Origin of the sequence: Shewanella sedimentimangrovi, from assembly GCF_017354965.1 — a bacterium.
GTDB classification, from domain to species: Bacteria; Pseudomonadota; Gammaproteobacteria; order Enterobacterales; family Shewanellaceae; genus Shewanella; species Shewanella cyperi.
The window spans coordinates 3,080,426-3,097,511 of the sequence record NZ_CP071502.1 but is presented as its reverse complement, the minus strand read 5'-3'; the positions used below and the strand labels follow the sequence as shown (position 1 = coordinate 3,097,511).

At 51.7% G+C, this 17,086-nt stretch carries 7 protein-coding genes, 7 tRNA genes and 3 rRNA genes; 10 read left to right on the top strand and 7 right to left on the bottom strand.

The genetic code is table 11. The annotated features are described in order from the left end of the window. Positions 1 to 175: 175 nt before the first annotated feature. The 5 genes from JYB85_RS13690 to JYB85_RS13670 all read right to left on the bottom strand — a co-directional run bounded on the left by JYB85_RS13690 (position 176) and on the right by JYB85_RS13670 (position 1,708). A tRNA-Leu gene (locus JYB85_RS13690) sits at positions 176 to 262 on the bottom strand. Positions 263 to 292: 30 nt separating this feature from the next. Next, positions 293 to 379: transfer RNA gene (locus tag JYB85_RS13685), tRNA-Leu, on the bottom strand. A gap of 39 nt (positions 380 to 418) precedes the next feature. Continuing rightward, positions 419 to 505, bottom strand: a tRNA-Leu gene (locus JYB85_RS13680). Positions 506 to 557: 52 nt separating this feature from the next. Continuing rightward, a tRNA-Phe gene (locus JYB85_RS13675) sits at positions 558 to 633 on the bottom strand. 310 nt (positions 634 to 943) lie between these two features. Beyond that, a complete protein-coding gene (locus JYB85_RS13670; protein WP_207379728.1) occupies positions 944 to 1,708 on the bottom strand; it encodes an outer membrane protein assembly factor BamD in 765 nt (254 codons plus the stop codon). A 122-nt stretch (positions 1,709 to 1,830) separates the two neighbouring features. On the opposite strand from JYB85_RS13670, the gene rluD reads away from it, so the two are divergent. The 3 genes from rluD to clpB all read left to right on the top strand — a co-directional run bounded on the left by rluD (position 1,831) and on the right by clpB (position 6,188). Continuing rightward, the gene (rluD, locus tag JYB85_RS13665; RefSeq protein WP_207379727.1) at positions 1,831 to 2,805 is read left to right on the top strand and encodes a 23S rRNA pseudouridine(1911/1915/1917) synthase RluD; all 975 of its coding nucleotides are present in this window, start codon (positions 1,831 to 1,833) and stop codon (positions 2,803 to 2,805) included. Then, complete coding sequence (gene pgeF, locus JYB85_RS13660; RefSeq protein ID WP_207379726.1) at positions 2,806 to 3,531, top strand: peptidoglycan editing factor PgeF; 726 nt, start codon at positions 2,806 to 2,808, stop codon at positions 3,529 to 3,531. Between the two features lie 83 nt (positions 3,532 to 3,614). Further along, a complete protein-coding gene (clpB, locus tag JYB85_RS13655) occupies positions 3,615 to 6,188 on the top strand; it encodes an ATP-dependent chaperone ClpB (protein WP_207379725.1) in 2,574 nt (857 codons plus the stop codon). 79 nt (positions 6,189 to 6,267) lie between these two features. On the opposite strand, the gene JYB85_RS13650 is transcribed toward clpB, so the two are convergent. Further along, the gene (locus JYB85_RS13650; protein ID WP_207379724.1) at positions 6,268 to 6,714 is read right to left on the bottom strand and encodes a DUF4124 domain-containing protein; all 447 of its coding nucleotides are present in this window, start codon (positions 6,712 to 6,714) and stop codon (positions 6,268 to 6,270) included. 86 nt (positions 6,715 to 6,800) lie between these two features. On the opposite strand from JYB85_RS13650, the gene pssA reads away from it, so the two are divergent. The 6 genes from pssA to JYB85_RS13620 all read left to right on the top strand — a co-directional run bounded on the left by pssA (position 6,801) and on the right by JYB85_RS13620 (position 13,458). Next, the gene (gene pssA, locus JYB85_RS13645; protein ID WP_207379723.1) at positions 6,801 to 7,664 is read left to right on the top strand and encodes a CDP-diacylglycerol--serine O-phosphatidyltransferase; all 864 of its coding nucleotides are present in this window, start codon (positions 6,801 to 6,803) and stop codon (positions 7,662 to 7,664) included. Between the two features lie 607 nt (positions 7,665 to 8,271). Then, a 16S ribosomal RNA gene (locus JYB85_RS13640) occupies positions 8,272 to 9,814 on the top strand. A gap of 284 nt (positions 9,815 to 10,098) precedes the next feature. Beyond that, a 23S ribosomal RNA gene (locus JYB85_RS13635) occupies positions 10,099 to 12,991 on the top strand. A 139-nt stretch (positions 12,992 to 13,130) separates the two neighbouring features. Continuing rightward, positions 13,131 to 13,206: transfer RNA gene (locus tag JYB85_RS13630), tRNA-Val, on the top strand. Between the two features lie 36 nt (positions 13,207 to 13,242). After that, a 5S ribosomal RNA gene (gene rrf / locus JYB85_RS13625) occupies positions 13,243 to 13,358 on the top strand. The 16S, 23S and 5S rRNA genes sit together here with 2 tRNA genes alongside, the layout of an rRNA operon. Before the next feature lie 23 nt (positions 13,359 to 13,381). Next, positions 13,382 to 13,458: transfer RNA gene (locus JYB85_RS13620), tRNA-Asp, on the top strand. A gap of 275 nt (positions 13,459 to 13,733) precedes the next feature. Here JYB85_RS13620 and JYB85_RS13615 read toward each other — a convergent pair. Then, entirely contained in the window at positions 13,734 to 16,133 is a 2,400-nt protein-coding gene (locus JYB85_RS13615; protein ID WP_207379722.1) for a TonB-dependent receptor, read from the bottom strand. Positions 16,134 to 16,907: 774 nt separating this feature from the next. On the opposite strand from JYB85_RS13615, the gene JYB85_RS13610 reads away from it, so the two are divergent. After that, positions 16,908 to 16,984, top strand: a tRNA-Trp gene (locus JYB85_RS13610). The last annotated feature ends 102 nt before the right edge of the window (positions 16,985 to 17,086 follow it).

The window sequence follows — 17,086 nt, the reverse complement described above, 5'->3', positions numbered from 1 at the left end:
AGAATGGCCTCGGTGTGTGACCAGCCCATCCATTCCTGACGCTGTTAATCCGTTAAAGGCTGTATAAATAACAGTTATAGCAAATGACGAGTCTTTTGCCCGAGGGGCTATGAGAGAGGGGCGAACTGAGGGAATTTCAGATACAAAAAAACCTCGCATTGCGAGGCTTATTTGTTGGTACAGGTGAGAAGACTTGAACTTCCACGCTCGTAAGAGCACCAGCACCTGAAGCTGGCGTGTCTACCAATTCCACCACACCTGCACTGTATTTTTTTAGACTCTTTGTGTTAATTGGTACAGGTGAGAAGACTTGAACTTCCACGCCCGTAAGGGCACCAGCACCTGAAGCTGGCGTGTCTACCAATTCCACCACACCTGCACAATGAGTCTATCGTACAGCTAACTATCAATCGCAAAGTGGTACAGGTGAGAAGACTTGAACTTCCACGCCCGTAAGGGCACCAGCACCTGAAGCTGGCGTGTCTACCAATTCCACCACACCTGCCCTGTACTGCTTTGCAATTTTTCCCAGTCGCCTGAGCACCTTAAGTTGAAGGTGGTGCCCGAACCCGGAATCGAACCAGGGACACGCGGATTTTCAATCCGCTGCTCTACCAACTGAGCTATTCGGGCGACGGGGTGCATTAAATAGCTTTTGCGGTTTTGAGTCAACTCTTTTCTTAGGAATGTCACAAAAACCGTATCGATTGGACAAGATTTGCCCGAAAGCCCCTGTGACAGCGGGTTTGCTGTATTTTTTGTGTGCATTTGGCCCCGTTCTCCGGGAGCTGGGGCGGAAGATATTGGCAACAGGATTGCTGACAGCGCCACGTTTGCGGGTGTTTTTTGAACGCTTGCTGGAGGGAAGAACATGGCCAGCGGTTTGCACTAAATTCGATCGGCTGAAAAGTAAACGCCCCGCAGTGCGGGGCGTTTACTTTTATCAGTGTTTCAGCATTTCGTTGTTGGGGAAGTTGGCCTGCATCACCATCATCACATGCTGTTTAAGTTGATTTTGCCCCAATTCATCGTAGGCCTGGGCCATGATTTCCAGGGCGCGCTCGGTGGCGGGGGTGCCTGAATAGGTTTCCATCACACTTTGGGCCCTGACCGCTGCCGCACTCCAGGCATTCATCTTGATATAGTATTCTGCCACCTGGACTGAATATTGTGCCAAGCGGTTTTTCAGATATTGCATGCGTTTGCGGGCATCGGCGGCATATTTGCTGTTGGGGTAGCTTTTTATCAGCTTGTCGAAATCCTTGAAGGCGCTGATGGCATTTTGCGGATCCCTGTCGGTACGATCGATATTCATCAATTCATGGAAGAAGTAACGATCGGCCTGCATGTTCATCAAACCACGCATATAGAAGACGTAGTCAATGTCCGGATGGGTTGGATTGAGACGAATAAAACGGTCTATGTTGGCCAGTCCTTGGGCGGCGTCATCCAACTTATAGTAGGCGTAGATCAGATCCAGCTGCACCTGGGTTTTGTGCGGGCCAAAAGGAAAACGCGAGTCCAAAGCCTCCAGGGATTTCACCGCCTTTGCATAATTGCCAAGTTCCATTGAGGTACGGGCCTGGGTATAAAGTGCGTCGGGAGACTTTTGATTGAGCACCAGATCTTCTTCACTTCCGGTACTGCTACAGGCGCCGAGGGCCAGGGTTAGCAAGGCAACTGCGGTGCCTTTGGCAAATTTAGACATACTTGAATTCAATTCTTTTGAAGTTGTAGTTAAGAATTTCTCCATTTCACTATAAAATGGAAAACATCCGATTGTAACAAATAGCACACCACTTTGGACCCCAAAACCGGGGTACGGTTCATATGACTCAAGAGATTAATCTAAAAAGCGAGATTTCAGCAACACAAACCGGGCTGAGATTGGATCAGGCCGTGGCCGAGTTGTTCCCTGATTATTCGCGCACACGGATCAAAGAATGGATCCTGTCCGGCGCAGTATACGTTGATGGCGTAGCCGTAACCAAGCCAAGGGAGAAGGTGCTGGAGTCCCAGATCATTGAGATCGAAGCCACCTTGGAAGAAGAGGTCAGTGCCCAGGCCGAAGCCATAGATCTCGACATAGTCTATGAAGACGAACATATCTTGGTGATCAACAAGCCCGCCGGGCTGGTGGTGCATCCCGGTGCCGGCAATGCCGATGGCACCCTGATGAATGCGCTGTTGCATCATTGCCCTGATATAGAGCATGTGCCCCGCGCCGGTATTGTGCATCGTCTAGATAAAGACACCACCGGCTTGATGGTGGTGGCGAAAACGGTCGAGGCTCAAACTCATTTGGTCGCTGCGCTGCAGGCCAGGGAAATTACCCGTGAATACGAGGCCATAGTGCTGGGCACCATGACTGCCGGCGGTACTGTTGATGAGCCCATTGGACGTCATCCCACCAAGCGTACCCATATGGCGGTGCATCACAGTGGTCGTCCCTCAGTGACCCACTACCGGGTGGCGGAGAAATTCCGTGCCCATACCCGCTTGCGTTTGCGTCTGGAAACCGGTCGCACCCACCAGATCCGCGTGCACATGGCCCATATAGGTCACGTGTTGGTTGGGGATCCTGTGTATGGCGGCCGTCCCAAGCCCCCCAAGGGCGCGAGTCCAGAGTTCTTCGAAATTCTCAAGGGCTTCAACCGTCAGGCCTTGCATGCGGTCAAGTTGGAGCTGGTGCACCCCGTGACTCTCGAAGTTATGAGCTGGCAGGCGCCTATTCCGGAAGACATGGTGCTGCTGACCAAGGCTCTGCGTAAAGACACCGAAGAGCACCCGTTGGAGTACCTGTAAGTGTTCCGGCCCGATTGGCCCACACCAGCCGGTGTTCACATCGCCATGACAGACAGACATGGCGGGGTGAGCGCTGCGCCCTTTGACAGCCTCAATCTGGGGCTGCATGTGGGCGATGATGAGGCAAAGGTGTTGGCCAACAGGGCCTTGCTGTGTGAGTCTCTTGTTTTACCTTCCGAGCCCGTTTGGCTGGAGCAGGTGCACGGTACCCGGTTACTGGATCTGGCCTTGGTGACGGATACCGATCCAAGAAAGGCTGATGCCAGTTACAGCAATCAAGCCGGCAAGGTATGTGTGGTGATGACCGCCGATTGTTTGCCTGTGCTGCTGGCCAGCGACGATGGCCAGGAGATAGCCGCCGTACACGCAGGATGGCGCGGTCTTTGTGATGGTGTTATCGAAACCGCGGTGGCTCGTTTTCACGCCAAAGGCGAGAGCATAACGGCTTATCTTGGCCCGGCCATAGGCCCGGATGCCTTCGAAGTGGGTGCCGAGGTGCGTCTTGCATTTCTGGAACAGGACTCGGATTGCGGTGATTGTTTTCGTCCCCATGGGGCGGGAAAGTTCCTTGCCGATCTGTATCGCCTGGCCGAAAGACGGCTCCGGGCTCTCGGGGTTGAGCGGCAGTTCCATGCCCGCCAATGTACCTTCAGTCAGACCGGGTATTTCTCCTATCGCCGCGATGGCATCACCGGCCGCATGGCCTCGCTAATCTGGCGCGATTAATTTCCGATCACTTGAAAAAAGCGTCGTCATCCCCATCTTTTAAGTAACTTGAGATTTCCTCTTGGTGCTTTTAAGGAGGCGCTATGCGACTCGATCGTATGACCAACAAATTCCAGATGGCGATATCCGATGCCCAATCGCTGGCACTGGGACGCGATCATCAATTCATTGAACCCGTGCACCTGATGATGGCCCTGCTTAACCAGGATTCGGGCTCTATCCATCCCTTATTGACCCAGGCCGGGATCCGCGTCAGCAATCTGCGTTCACTGCTCAGCCAGGAGCTGGAGCGCTTGCCCCAGGTTGAAGGCACCGGTGGTGATGTGCAATTGTCCCAGGCCCTGATCCGGCTGCTGAATCTGTGCGACAAGCTGGCACAAAAGCGCAAGGATAAGTACATCTCCAGCGAATTGTTTGTGCTGGCAGCGCTGGAGGGCGGCGATACCCTGGCCCAGCTGTTGAAACAGGCCGGCGCCACCAAGGAATTGCTGGAAAAAACCATAGAGCAACTGCGTGGGGGCCAGAATGTGGACGACCCCAATGCCGAGGACAACCGTCAGGCACTGAAAAAATACACCATAGATCTGACCGAACGGGCCGAGCAGGGCCGTCTGGACCCGGTAATTGGCCGCGATGATGAAATCCGTCGCACCGTGCAGGTATTGCAGCGCCGCAGCAAGAACAATCCCGTGCTGATTGGCGAACCCGGTGTGGGTAAGACCGCCATTGTTGAAGGGTTGGCACAGCGCATAGTCAATGGCGAGGTGCCCGAAGGCATCAAGAATAAACGGGTGCTGTCCCTCGATATGGGGGCTTTGGTGGCCGGTGCAAAGTACCGTGGCGAGTTCGAAGAAAGACTCAAGGCGGTGCTCAACGAGCTGGCCCAGGAAGAGGGGCAGGTGATCCTCTTTATCGACGAGCTGCACACTATGGTGGGCGCCGGCAAGAGCGAAGGGGCCATGGATGCAGGCAACATGCTCAAACCGGCCCTGGCCCGTGGTGATCTGCACTGCGTCGGTGCCACCACCCTGGATGAATACCGTCAATACATAGAGAAAGATGCCGCCCTTGAGCGTCGTTTCCAGAAGGTGCTGGTGGATGAGCCCAGTGTGGAAGACACCATAGCCATATTGCGTGGCCTCAAGGAGCGCTACGAGCTGCATCACCATGTGGAAATCACAGATCCTGCCATAGTAGCGGCGGCGACCATGTCCCATCGCTACATTTCCGACCGCAAGTTGCCGGACAAGGCCATAGATCTGATTGACGAGGCCGCTTCCAGCATACGACTGCAGATCGACTCCAAACCAGAACCCCTGGATAAATTGGAGCGTCGCACCATACAGCTCAAGCTGGAGGAGCAGGCACTCGCCAAGGAAAATGATGAAGCCAGTCGCAAGCGCCTGGAGCATTTGCGCCATGAACTGGTGGAGCTTGAGGCCAAATCCGCCGAGCTGAATGAGATTTGGCACACGGAAAAAGCGGCCCTGGCCGGTACCCAGCATATCAAGGCGGATCTGGAGCAGGCCCGTTTGGATCTGGAGGTGGCCCGCCGCGCCAGTGATCTGGCCCGGATGTCGGAGCTGCAGTACGGCCGCATCCCCGAGCTGGAAAAGCAGCTGGATTTGGCGTCCCAGGCAGAAATGCAGGACATGCGCTTGCTGCGCAATAAAGTTACCGACATAGAAATTGCCGAGGTGCTGTCAAAGGCTACCGGCATCCCCGTCGCCAAAATGCTGGAGGGGGAAAGGGAAAAACTGCTGCAGATGGAAAAAGCCCTGCACGAGCGGGTGATAGGTCAAAACGAAGCCGTGGATGCCGTGGCTAATGCCATTCGCCGCAGCCGCGCCGGTCTTGCCGATCCCAACCGACCCATAGGCTCTTTCCTGTTCCTTGGTCCTACCGGGGTGGGCAAGACAGAGCTTTGTAAGTCACTGGCCAAGTTCCTGTTTGACACAGAGTCGGCCCTGGTGCGCATCGACATGTCCGAGTTTATGGAGAAACATTCGGTCTCACGTCTGGTGGGAGCGCCTCCCGGCTATGTGGGTTACGAGGAGGGCGGCTATCTGACCGAGGCGGTGCGCCGCAAACCCTATTCGGTGATCCTGCTCGACGAAGTGGAAAAGGCTCACCCGGATGTGTTCAATATTCTGTTGCAGGTGCTGGACGACGGTCGCCTGACCGATGGTCAGGGCCGTACCGTGGATTTCCGCAATACCGTGGTGATCATGACCTCCAACCTGGGATCCGACATCATTCAAGAGCATTTTGGCAGTTTGAGTTATGCCCAGATGAAGCAGGAAGTGATGAATGTGGTGGTACACAGCTTCAGGCCTGAGTTCCTGAACCGGATTGATGAAACTGTGGTATTCCATCCGTTGGATGCAGCCCATATCAAGAATATTGCCGCTATCCAGATTGAGTCACTGCGTCGGCGCTTGTTGGAGAAAGAGTTTGATCTCCATCTGAGCGAAGAAGCCCTGGCTTATATTGCCCGTGCCGGTTTTGACCCAGTCTACGGCGCCCGACCACTTAAACGCGCTTTGCAACAGGAAATTGAGAATCCACTGGCGCAACGTTTACTGCGAGGGGAGTTCGTGCCGGGTAAAACCATAGAAGTGGATTGTCAGGATTCCGAGCTGATATTCCTGCATTAAGCCTGTAAAAGGATAAAAAGAAGGGGGAGCTTGGCTCCCCCTTTTTTGCCTCGTTCGGCTTAGCCCCAGATTAGGGGACTTATTCCTTGCAATACAACTCGATGGTTTTACGGGTCTCGGCCGTGGCTTGCTGCTTTTCTTCTTCCGACAGTACCACAGGTTCGTCACTGCCTTCTTTGGTTTGGCGTATCCTGGCGTAGCTGGTCAATATATCCAGCCTGCGTTTGGCATCCTCACAAACTTCCTTGGCTTTTTCCTCATTTTGTATCTTGAGTATGGCGGCCTTTTTCTCGTCTTCGGTCATTTCGGGTTTGCGTTCACGCGCCTTTGGCGCCACCGAACCGACCTTACCCGGCTCTATGTCTTCGCTGTACAGGGTCTTGGCGCCCGTCTGTTCTTCGGTAGGCGGTTGCTCGCTGTAATGGGTGACACCATTCTCATCAACCCAGGTATAAATAGTGGTAGCCCAGGTTGCTCCAGATAACAATGAAAGCAACAGCAAGGCGATGGGGGTTCTGGCAAACATGGAATTCACTCTCCTTTGGGCCGACATTGGTCCGTGGCAAAAATATGCTATCTTGTTGGCGATCTTAGCCCATTTAGTGCCAGTGTATGAAAAATCTCGACAAGCCTACAGTAAAAAATCGCGGCATCTATTTATTGCCCAACCTGTTTACGACCGCTGGATTGTTTTCCGGCTTTTATGCCGTTATAGCCTCGATGAATGGGCATTTTGAATCCGCGGCCGTGGCGGTGTTTGTCGCCATGCTCTGTGACGGGCTGGATGGCAGGGTTGCCAGATTGACCAATACCCAGAGTGAATTTGGTGCCGAGTACGACAGCATGGCCGATATGGTGTCCTTTGGTATGGCTCCGGCGCTCATCGCCTATAACTGGGCCTTATCTGATCTCGGCAAGGTAGGCTGGTTGGCTGCCTTTATCTATTGTGCCGGAGCGGCACTCAGACTGGCGCGTTTCAATACCCAGGTTGGCGTGGCCGATAAGCGCTACTTCCAGGGGCTGGCCAGTCCGGCTGCTGCCGCCGTCATTGCCGGCAGTGTTTGGGCGGGGAACCAGTACCAGATCGCGCCTCAAAGTATTAGCTACCTGTTCGCCTTGCTAACCGCAATGACGGGACTGCTGATGGTCAGTAATTTCCGCTATCACTCCTTTAAGGAGGTCGACTGGCGCGGTAAGGTCAACTTTATCGTCATGTTGTTGGTAGTTGGCGTTTTCGTGGTGATCTCGGTGGAACCTGCGCTGGTGTTGTGCGCCATATTCTATCTATATGCTCTTTCAGGTCCGGTTATCACCATACGCAGTGTTCGTAAGCTTAAGGTGGCTCATGTGGTGGGGGATGATGAAGATACCTATGAGTTGGAGCAGCCAAACGAAGCGGCAAGCGAGCAGGATAAGCCGGAAGAAAACGTAGACTCATCGCCTGAGAGCGCAGATAAAAAGCAGGCTGACCTCTAAATCGACTAGACGTTCTGCCCCCTCTGCGCAGGTCTGCCAGCGCAGGGGGACTTGGTGATCATCTTTGCCCAATAACTGATTTGAAAATTCTTCTCTTGGGAACCATACTCTTCCTCCGCCCGCTTTTCAGGTAGCAAAAATCCCATGTTTATGGGCTGTAGCAGAGTGGTTTGCAGCTGTTATGGATGACACTTGAACACATTGGTTGAAAAGTGTGCGCTTGGTGTGGTTTGTACCAAAAAGCCCTTGCGTAATCCAAAGGGCTGCCTATAATGCGCATCCACTGACACGGCGGGCAGCAAACGCAGCTAACTGAGTCAGTAGCAAAGCGAAAAAGATGATGAAAATCACTTGACGCGAAAACGGGGTTCTGTAGAATACGCAGCCCTGACCCGCTGAGAACTCGGTGGGATGCCCAAAGGGCACCGTTCTTTAACAAGTTATTAAGACAAGCAAATCTGTGTGGACACTCGCAGAGCTGATGACATCGACAACGATATTCATCAGTGAATGATGTCCATGCAAACATGCAGTTTGCGACTGTTTACAGTTGCAAAATCGACAGAATTCATTGAGCAGTTTGGCGTAAGCCAAACACCAAAACTTTTAATTGAAGAGTTTGATCATGGCTCAGATTGAACGCTGGCGGCAGGCCTAACACATGCAAGTCGAGCGGTAACACAAGGGAGCTTGCTCCTGAGGTGACGAGCGGCGGACGGGTGAGTAATGCCTGGGAACTTGCCCATTCGAGGGGGATAACAGTTGGAAACGACTGCTAATACCGCATACGCCCTACGGGGGAAAGCAGGGGAACTTCGGTCCTTGCGCGAATGGATAGGCCCAGGTGGGATTAGCTAGTTGGTGAGGTAAAGGCTCACCAAGGCGACGATCCCTAGCTGTTCTGAGAGGATGATCAGCCACACTGGGACTGAGACACGGCCCAGACTCCTACGGGAGGCAGCAGTGGGGAATATTGGACAATGGGCGCAAGCCTGATCCAGCCATGCCGCGTGTGTGAAGAAGGCCTTCGGGTTGTAAAGCACTTTCAGTGGGGAGGAAAGGTTGTAGGTTAATACCCTATAGCTGTGACGTTACCCACAGAAGAAGCACCGGCTAACTCCGTGCCAGCAGCCGCGGTAATACGGAGGGTGCAAGCGTTAATCGGAATTACTGGGCGTAAAGCGTGCGCAGGCGGTTTGTTAAGCGAGATGTGAAAGCCCCGGGCTCAACCTGGGAATTGCATTTCGAACTGGCAAACTAGAGTCTTGTAGAGGGGGGTAGAATTCCAGGTGTAGCGGTGAAATGCGTAGAGATCTGGAGGAATACCGGTGGCGAAGGCGGCCCCCTGGACAAAGACTGACGCTCAGGCACGAAAGCGTGGGGAGCAAACAGGATTAGATACCCTGGTAGTCCACGCCGTAAACGATGTCTACTCGGAGTTTGGTGTCTTGAACACTGGGCTCTCAAGCTAACGCATTAAGTAGACCGCCTGGGGAGTACGGCCGCAAGGTTAAAACTCAAATGAATTGACGGGGGCCCGCACAAGCGGTGGAGCATGTGGTTTAATTCGATGCAACGCGAAGAACCTTACCTACTCTTGACATCCAGAGAACTTGGCAGAGATGCCTTGGTGCCTTCGGGAACTCTGAGACAGGTGCTGCATGGCTGTCGTCAGCTCGTGTTGTGAAATGTTGGGTTAAGTCCCGCAACGAGCGCAACCCTTATCCTTACTTGCCAGCGGGTCATGCCGGGAACTTTAGGGAGACTGCCGGTGATAAACCGGAGGAAGGTGGGGACGACGTCAAGTCATCATGGCCCTTACGAGTAGGGCTACACACGTGCTACAATGGTCAGTACAGAGGGTTGCGAAGCCGCGAGGTGGAGCTAATCCCATAAAGCTGGTCGTAGTCCGGATTGGAGTCTGCAACTCGACTCCATGAAGTCGGAATCGCTAGTAATCGTGGATCAGAATGCCACGGTGAATACGTTCCCGGGCCTTGTACACACCGCCCGTCACACCATGGGAGTGGGCTGCAAAAGAAGTGGGTAGCTTAACCTTCGGGGGGGCGCTCACCACTTTGTGGTTCATGACTGGGGTGAAGTCGTAACAAGGTAGCCCTAGGGGAACCTGGGGCTGGATCACCTCCTTACCTAAGCGATGCGTCGCACTGTTGAGTGTTCACACAGATAGGTTTGTCTTAAAACCTGCATTATCGAAAGATGATGTTGCTCTTTAACAATTTGGAAAGCTGATAGTAGAAACTGGACCCTCTCTTAGAGATGGATTCAGTTAATACAAAAATTGAGTTCTCAAACACTTCAATCAAGTGTTTTGGGTATTCTTCAAGGCGGGTCCATTTCCTACCCTGGAAATGAGACCAAGTAAAACCAGCTGGTCGCAATGCAGCTCAAGTGAAACTCATTTGGGTTGTATGGTTAAGCGACTAAGCGTATACGGTGGATGCCTTGGCAGTCAGAGGCGATGAAGGACGTAGTAACTTGCGAAAAGCGTTGGTGAGGTAGTAACAACCGTTATAGCCAGCGATGTCCGAATGGGGGAACCCGGCAGCATAAGCTGTCATCACTAAGTGAATACATAGCTTAGTGAGGCGAACGAGGGGAACTGAAACATCTAAGTACCCTTAGGAAAAGAAATCAACCGAGATTCCCTAAGTAGCGGCGAGCGAACGGGGATTAGCCCTTAAGTCTTTGGGGTGTTAGTGGAATGTGTTGGAAAGCACAACGGTACAGGGTGATAGTCCCGTACACGACAACTAACCAGAGATGAAAACGAGTAAGGCGGCACACGTGATATGTTGTCTGAACATGGGGGGACCATCCTCCAAGGCTAAATACTCCTGACTGACCGATAGTGAACCAGTACCGTGAGGGAAAGGCGAAAAGAACCCCTGTGAGGGGAGTGAAATAGAACCTGAAACCGTATACGTACAAGCAGTGGGAGCGGTTCTTGAGACCGTGACTGCGTACCTTTTGTATAATGGGTCAGCGACTTACATTTAGTAGCGAGGTTAAGCGAATAGCGGAGCCGTAGGGAAACCGAGTGTTAACTGCGCGTTTAGTTGCTAGGTGTAGACCCGAAACCCGGTGATCTAGCCATGGGCAGGTTGAAGGTTGAGTAACATCAACTGGAGGACCGAACCGACTAATGTTGAAAAATTAGCGGATGACTTGTGGCTGGGGGTGAAAGGCCAATCAAACCGGGAGATATCTGGTTCTCCTCGAAAGCTATTTAGGTAGCGCCTCGGACGAACACCTTTGGGGGTAGAGCACTGTTAAGGCTAGGGGGTCATCCCGACTTACCAACCCTTTGCAAACTCCGAATACCAAAGAGTGCTATCCGGGAGACAGACGGCGGGTGCTAACGTCCGTCGTCAAAAGGGAAACAACCCAGACCGTCAGCTAAGGTCCCAAAGTAATTGCTAAGTGGGAAACGATGTGGGAAGGCTTAGACAGCTAGGATGTTGGCTTAGAAGCAGCCATCATTTAAAGAAAGCGTAATAGCTCACTAGTCGAGTCGGCCTGCGCGGAAGATGTAACGGGGCTAAGCAATTCACCGAAGCTACGGGTGTGCACGATAACGTGTACGCGGTAGAGGAGCGTTCTGTAAGCCGTTGAAGGTGAAGGGGTAACCCACACTGGAGGTATCAGAAGTGCGAATGCTGACATGAGTAACGATAAAGGGGGTGAAAAACCCCCTCGCCGAAAGACCAAGGGTTCCTGTCCAACGTTAATCGGGGCAGGGTGAGTCGACCCCTAAGGCGAGGCCGAAAGGCGTAGTCGATGGGAAACGGGTTAATATTCCCGTACTTCTGCTAACTGCGATGGAGAGACGGAGAAGGCTAGGCCAGCACGGCGTTGGTTGTCCGTGTTTAAGGTGGTAGGTGGTGTGCTTAGGCAAATCCGGGCACACATACACCGAGAGCTGATGACGAGGTGCTACGGCACTGAAGTGGTTGATGCCAGGCTTCCAGGAAAATCTTCTAAGCTTCAGGTTAGCAGGAATCGTACCCCAAACCGACACAGGTGGTCGGGTAGAGAATACCAAGGCGCTTGAGAGAACTCGGCTGAAGGAACTAGGCAAAATGGTACCGTAACTTCGGGAGAAGGTACGCTGCTGTTGGTGGAGGGACTTGCTCCCCGAGCTGACGGCAGTCGCAGATACCAGGTGGCTGCAACTGTTTATCAAAAACACAGCACTGTGCAAACTCGCAAGAGGAAGTATACGGTGTGACGCCTGCCCGGTGCCGGAAGGTTAATTGATTGGGTTATCGCAAGAGAAGCTCATGATCGAAGCCCCGGTAAACGGCGGCCGTAACTATAACGGTCCTAAGGTAGCGAAATTCCTTGTCGGGTAAGTTCCGACCTGCACGAATGGCGTAATGATGGCCACGCTGTCTCCAGCCGAGACTCAGTGAAGTTGAAATTGCGGTGAAGATGCCGTATACCCGCGGCTAGACGGAAAGACCCCGTGAACCTTTACTATAGCTTGGCACTGAACATTGACCCTACATGTGTAGGATAGGTGGGAGACTTTGAAGCGGGAACGCCAGTTCTCGTGGAGTCGTCCTTGAAATACCACCCTTGTAGTGTTGATGTTCTAACCTGGGCCCCTAATCGGGGTTAGGGACAGTGCCTGGTGGGTAGTTTGACTGGGGCGGTCTCCTCCCAAAGAGTAACGGAGGAGCACGAAGGTTGGCTAAGTACGGTCGGACATCGTACGGTTAGTGCAATGGCATAAGCCAGCTTAACTGCGAGACAGACACGTCGAGCAGGTACGAAAGTAGGTCATAGTGATCCGGTGGTTCTGAATGGAAGGGCCATCGCTCAACGGATAAAAGGTACTCCGGGGATAACAGGCTGATACCGCCCAAGAGTTCATATCGACGGCGGTGTTTGGCACCTCGATGTCGGCTCATCACATCCTGGGGCTGAAGTCGGTCCCAAGGGTATGGCTGTTCGCCATTTAAAGTGGTACGCGAGCTGGGTTCAGAACGTCGTGAGACAGTTCGGTCCCTATCTGCCGTGGGCGTTGGATGATTGAGGGGAGTTGCTCCTAGTACGAGAGGACCGGAGTGAACGAACCGCTGGTGTTCGGGTTGTCATGCCAATGGCATTGCCCGGTAGCTACGTTCGGAATCGATAACCGCTGAAAGCATCTAAGCGGGAAGCGAGCCCCAAGATGAGTCATCCCTTGGACCTAGAGTCCACATAAGAGCCGTTCGAGACCAGGACGTTGATAGGTCAGGTGTGTAAGCGTTGTGAGGCGTTGAGCTAACTGATACTAATGACTCGAGAGGCTTAACCATACAACCCAGATGGGTTTTACTGAAAATGTTCCAGACATTTTCCAGTACTTCCTCCTTCCCTGGAGGTCGTACGTAAGAATATCCAAACTTGATTGAAGTCGAGACTCAAGGCTCGTAAGAGCAGCAGCACAGAATTTCCGGTCGCTTAGCTCAGCCGGGAGAGCACCTCCCTTACAAGGAGGGGGTCACTGGTTCGATCCCAGTAGCGACCACCATATTTCACTGCACAGCTTTCCAAATTACCCAATTTGTCTGGTGACAATAGCATTGTGGTCCCACCTGATCCCATTCCGAACTCAGAAGTGAAACGCAATCGCGCCGATGGTAGTGTGGGGTCTCCCCATGTGAGAGTAGGTCATCGCCAGACGCCTAATTTGGGCCTAGCCCAAAGGAGCGGTAGTTCAGTTGGTTAGAATACCGGCCTGTCACGCCGGGGGTCGCGGGTTCGAGTCCCGTCCGCTCCGCCAACATAAAGACGAAAGCCTCTGCAGCAATGCAGAGGCTTTTTCGTTGTGTGATAAAAATTCAATAGCAAGAGCGGTAGTTTAGTTAGCTTATCCATTAGAGAAAGGCGGCCCGTTATGCGTGCTTATGGCACACAGGTTAGAGTCCCATCCCCTTCGCGAACTTGGATAGAGCCTCGCGAGAAACAGTAAGACTTTTAGTATTTAAAGGTGTCTGAGGGACTAAAGAAAAGGAGCCTGAAAACAGGCTCCTTCTACTTATGCAAAGCTATCCTCGTTTAGAAGAAAGTATAATCCAGGCGTACAGTAATCGAGCGGCCCTCCAAGAATTCAATATATTCCTGAGCCACAGTGTTATTGATGCTACGGCTACGTGCCCGCTTGTATTTCTCCGCTTCCTTATCGAAAACGTTATTGATATGAACGCTTAACTTTATGTTGTCCGATACTTCATATCGTCCAGACAAGTTGAAGTAGCTGTAAGACGGGACAACGTCTTCCGGGCGCACATTGAAGTGAGTCTTGTACTCACCATAGTAGGTCCAGTCGCCACGGATGTATGCTTGCTTGCCGAACATTTGGAAGCCTTGATCGAGCGCCAGGTAGCCATTCCAATCCGGTACCATGGTCATCTTATCGCCCTTCTTTCCTCCAATAGAATCGTTATCTTCCAACAGTTCAGAGTTGGTATATGAGGTGTTAAAGGTCATTGTCAGATCATCGGTCAGACGAGCCGTGGATTCAAATTCAAAACCGCGGGAGCGCGCTTCACCGGCATTGGCTGTATAGGAGAAACCACAGGTATCCATATACACGTCGGTTTTAATGCCTGTCCAATCGATCTGGTACACGGCCGCTGCAAAGTCGAATCTGTTATCAAGCACGGATGCCTTGATACCCAGCTCGTAGTTGTCGATAGAATCTGAGGTATAACGATTTTTGCGATTGGGGGCCTGAGGGTCGTCTATACAGGAGCCCGGCAATGGACCATTATTGCCACCTGGGCGATAACCTTCTGAATATAAGGCGTATACAGAGAAGTCATTCGAAGGGCGCCATGATGCACTAAACTTGTAGCGATTACCGGATTCTTCACCGTCGGTGTTTGTTTCCACATCTTCCCATGGCTCATCCCAGTTGGTCCATATGCCGCGTTCGGTGGCAATAAATTCATCTTTGAGGTCAAAGCGACGTATACCACCGTTTAATTCCAGTTCACCCATGTCTCCCAAATCAAAGGTATAGGCCACGTCGGCAAACATGGCGAACTCACGGGCATAGTCAAGCTGGGTGGCGCTATTCCAGTTGTGTTGGTTATTGCCAAAATACTGCTCACCCATGGCTGCCCAGTCTACTTCATACCAGTAGTTCATTATGGCCCAGGCCTTATCGCCACCTTCGTGATACTGATTTTGAGTGTTGGGATTGTCCTTCGTTTCTGTTTTGTCGTAGAACATGCCAACGGTCCAACTAAGTGGGCTGTTGGCATCCAGGTTTTGCAGACGCAGCTCGTGAGTGGTTTCCTCGTAATAATCATCATTGATTATCCAGGTCAGGAACAGATCGTCTCCGTCAAGACGGGTCCAGTTATCCAGCCCATCGGTTTTGTTTTTCCGAAAGGAGCCGGCATAGGTCAAAGTGGCAAAATTAAAGAAGTTTTCATCTTGGATATTCAGGGTAAACAGGTTGTCGGTTTCCTTATACCAAGGATCCAATCGCTCCCAAATCTGATATCTTTCCGGTACGCCTCCTTTTGCCCGAGGTGCGGTACCCAAGCGGCACTGCGGACGAGAGGCTCCGTCCGGGCACTCGACTTCAAATACGTCAACATCGTACCCATAAGCCGCATCAGGATTTTCGCTTAGGCTGTAGTCATAGTAATAGCCGGGTTGCGATGTGTCGCCCAAGGTATTTCCACGGCTATCAAACTCTACGCGTGCAAAGCCAAATATCACATTCAGGTCATCGGTGGCCTTCCATAGCAGCTGGCTGCGGACAAAGCCGCTATCCGCATCCGATTGCAAACCGGTATTGACGTTGACCAGGGGGCGTTGGTCGTGTCCCAGGTTACCATTGACTCGTAGTGCCAGTTTGCCATCGATAAGTGGCATATTGATACCTAAAGAGATATTGCTGTCGTAGCCATCAACATCTTTTTCCGAGCCGGCCTGTACCGAGCCAAACAGTTCGAATTCATCCAGCACCGGCTTTTTAGTGATTATACGGACGGTACCACCGATGGCATTGGAGCCATAGAGCGTTCCCTGAGGACCGCGTAGCACTTCTACTCGCTCTACATCAGACAGGTTGGTGAAATCATAGGGAACATCATCAACGAAAGTAGTTGTGGTATCGGGAGTTGTTGAATTGCCGCCACTCAGGCCACGAAGAATTAGCTGGCCACGCGGCATGGCTGCACCTGCGAGGGTGCGATAAAGATCAGTGGCGCTGGTATAGTTTCTATCGGCGATTTCCATGGCGGAAACACTGGAAATAGCCATTGGAATTTCTACCAGGGTTTCGGTTTTACGACGCGCAGTCACCGTCACTTTCTCAATACTTGTGGTATTTTCAGCGCTTTCCTCTGCAATGGCTGATACAGGTACTGTTGTTAAGGTGGCTAAAATAGCGCTACACACCAAGCTTACTCGCATTGCTGCAGGTTTATTTGCGGACATAATATTCCCTTATACTCGTTATAGTTTGAGCCCGATTCATGGGCAGGGAACACTATATCTTTGGGGGTTTGTTAATAAAATGTTTGCTACCACTTGCGCTATCCAACTGGAATGAATATTTCAACAAACCAATCAAATGTGGTGTCTATCTCTAAAAATGGGCTCAATTTATTTATTTTGAGCTGCTCGCCTCATGCCTGTTGGTAATTTTGGAATAACATATAACCAACATTGCTTGGTATCTGGCTATTTTTCGAAATCGGGTATTTCTCTTTGTGGGCAAAGTTGCAGCAGTGGTGAATAATTATGCCTTTATTTAAGTTGTTACAAAATGTTAATGCTGGCTGGGGAGTAATCATTATGTCTTTTACGGCTACCGCGATTTGATTCATTCATCTTTAGGGGATAGCCCCAACCAAAAGTTTGGATTGAATGGCCCACAGGGGCTCATGTGTTATTGCGTTAGCATCTTTGACGGCATGAATAATTTGGAACGAAGGTTCCGGATGCTTCAGTTATGACTTGTTTGTATTTTGGCCGCTTTAGAAGGGCCGTAACAACTTAAGGGGCTGGTCTCCTTATTTTTCTGTATCCACATGATTTTTATTAATATATAGAGCTGGCTTGCTATGATTTTAACTAATCCCCCACTTGTCTTTGGGCTTAGAAGGGGTTAGCTAACTGTTCTTTGGCTAAAAAGGCTGCAAACAGCCGTTTTACATGAAAAAGTACTTTACCTTTGGGGGGGCATTCTGCATAATGCCCTCCGTCAACAGGGGTGTAGTTCCAATTGGTAGAACAGCGGTCTCCAAAACCGACGGTTGCGGGTTCGAGTCCTGCCACCCCTGCCATATTAAGAAAGGCCGTTCATTATGAACGGCCTTTTGCTTTTCTGTTCCGGACATTTTGCTCCCGTGTCTTGTGGCCTGATTTACCTATCGTTTTCGCACCTG

Excerpts from the sequence above, each read along its gene's own strand:
- JYB85_RS13670 (WP_207379728.1), bottom strand. The coding sequence starts at position 1,708 with ATGTCTAAATTTGCCAAAGGCACCGCAGTTGCCTTGCTAACCCTGGCC.
- rluD (WP_207379727.1), top strand. The coding sequence starts at position 1,831 with ATGACTCAAGAGATTAATCTAAAAAGCGAGATTTCAGCAACACAAACC.
- clpB (WP_207379725.1), top strand. The coding sequence starts at position 3,615 with ATGCGACTCGATCGTATGACCAACAAATTCCAGATGGCGATATCCGAT.
- JYB85_RS13650 (WP_207379724.1), bottom strand. The coding sequence starts at position 6,714 with ATGTTTGCCAGAACCCCCATCGCCTTGCTGTTGCTTTCATTGTTATCT.
- pssA (WP_207379723.1), top strand. The coding sequence starts at position 6,801 with ATGAAAAATCTCGACAAGCCTACAGTAAAAAATCGCGGCATCTATTTA.
- JYB85_RS13615 (WP_207379722.1), bottom strand. The coding sequence starts at position 16,133 with ATGTCCGCAAATAAACCTGCAGCAATGCGAGTAAGCTTGGTGTGTAGC.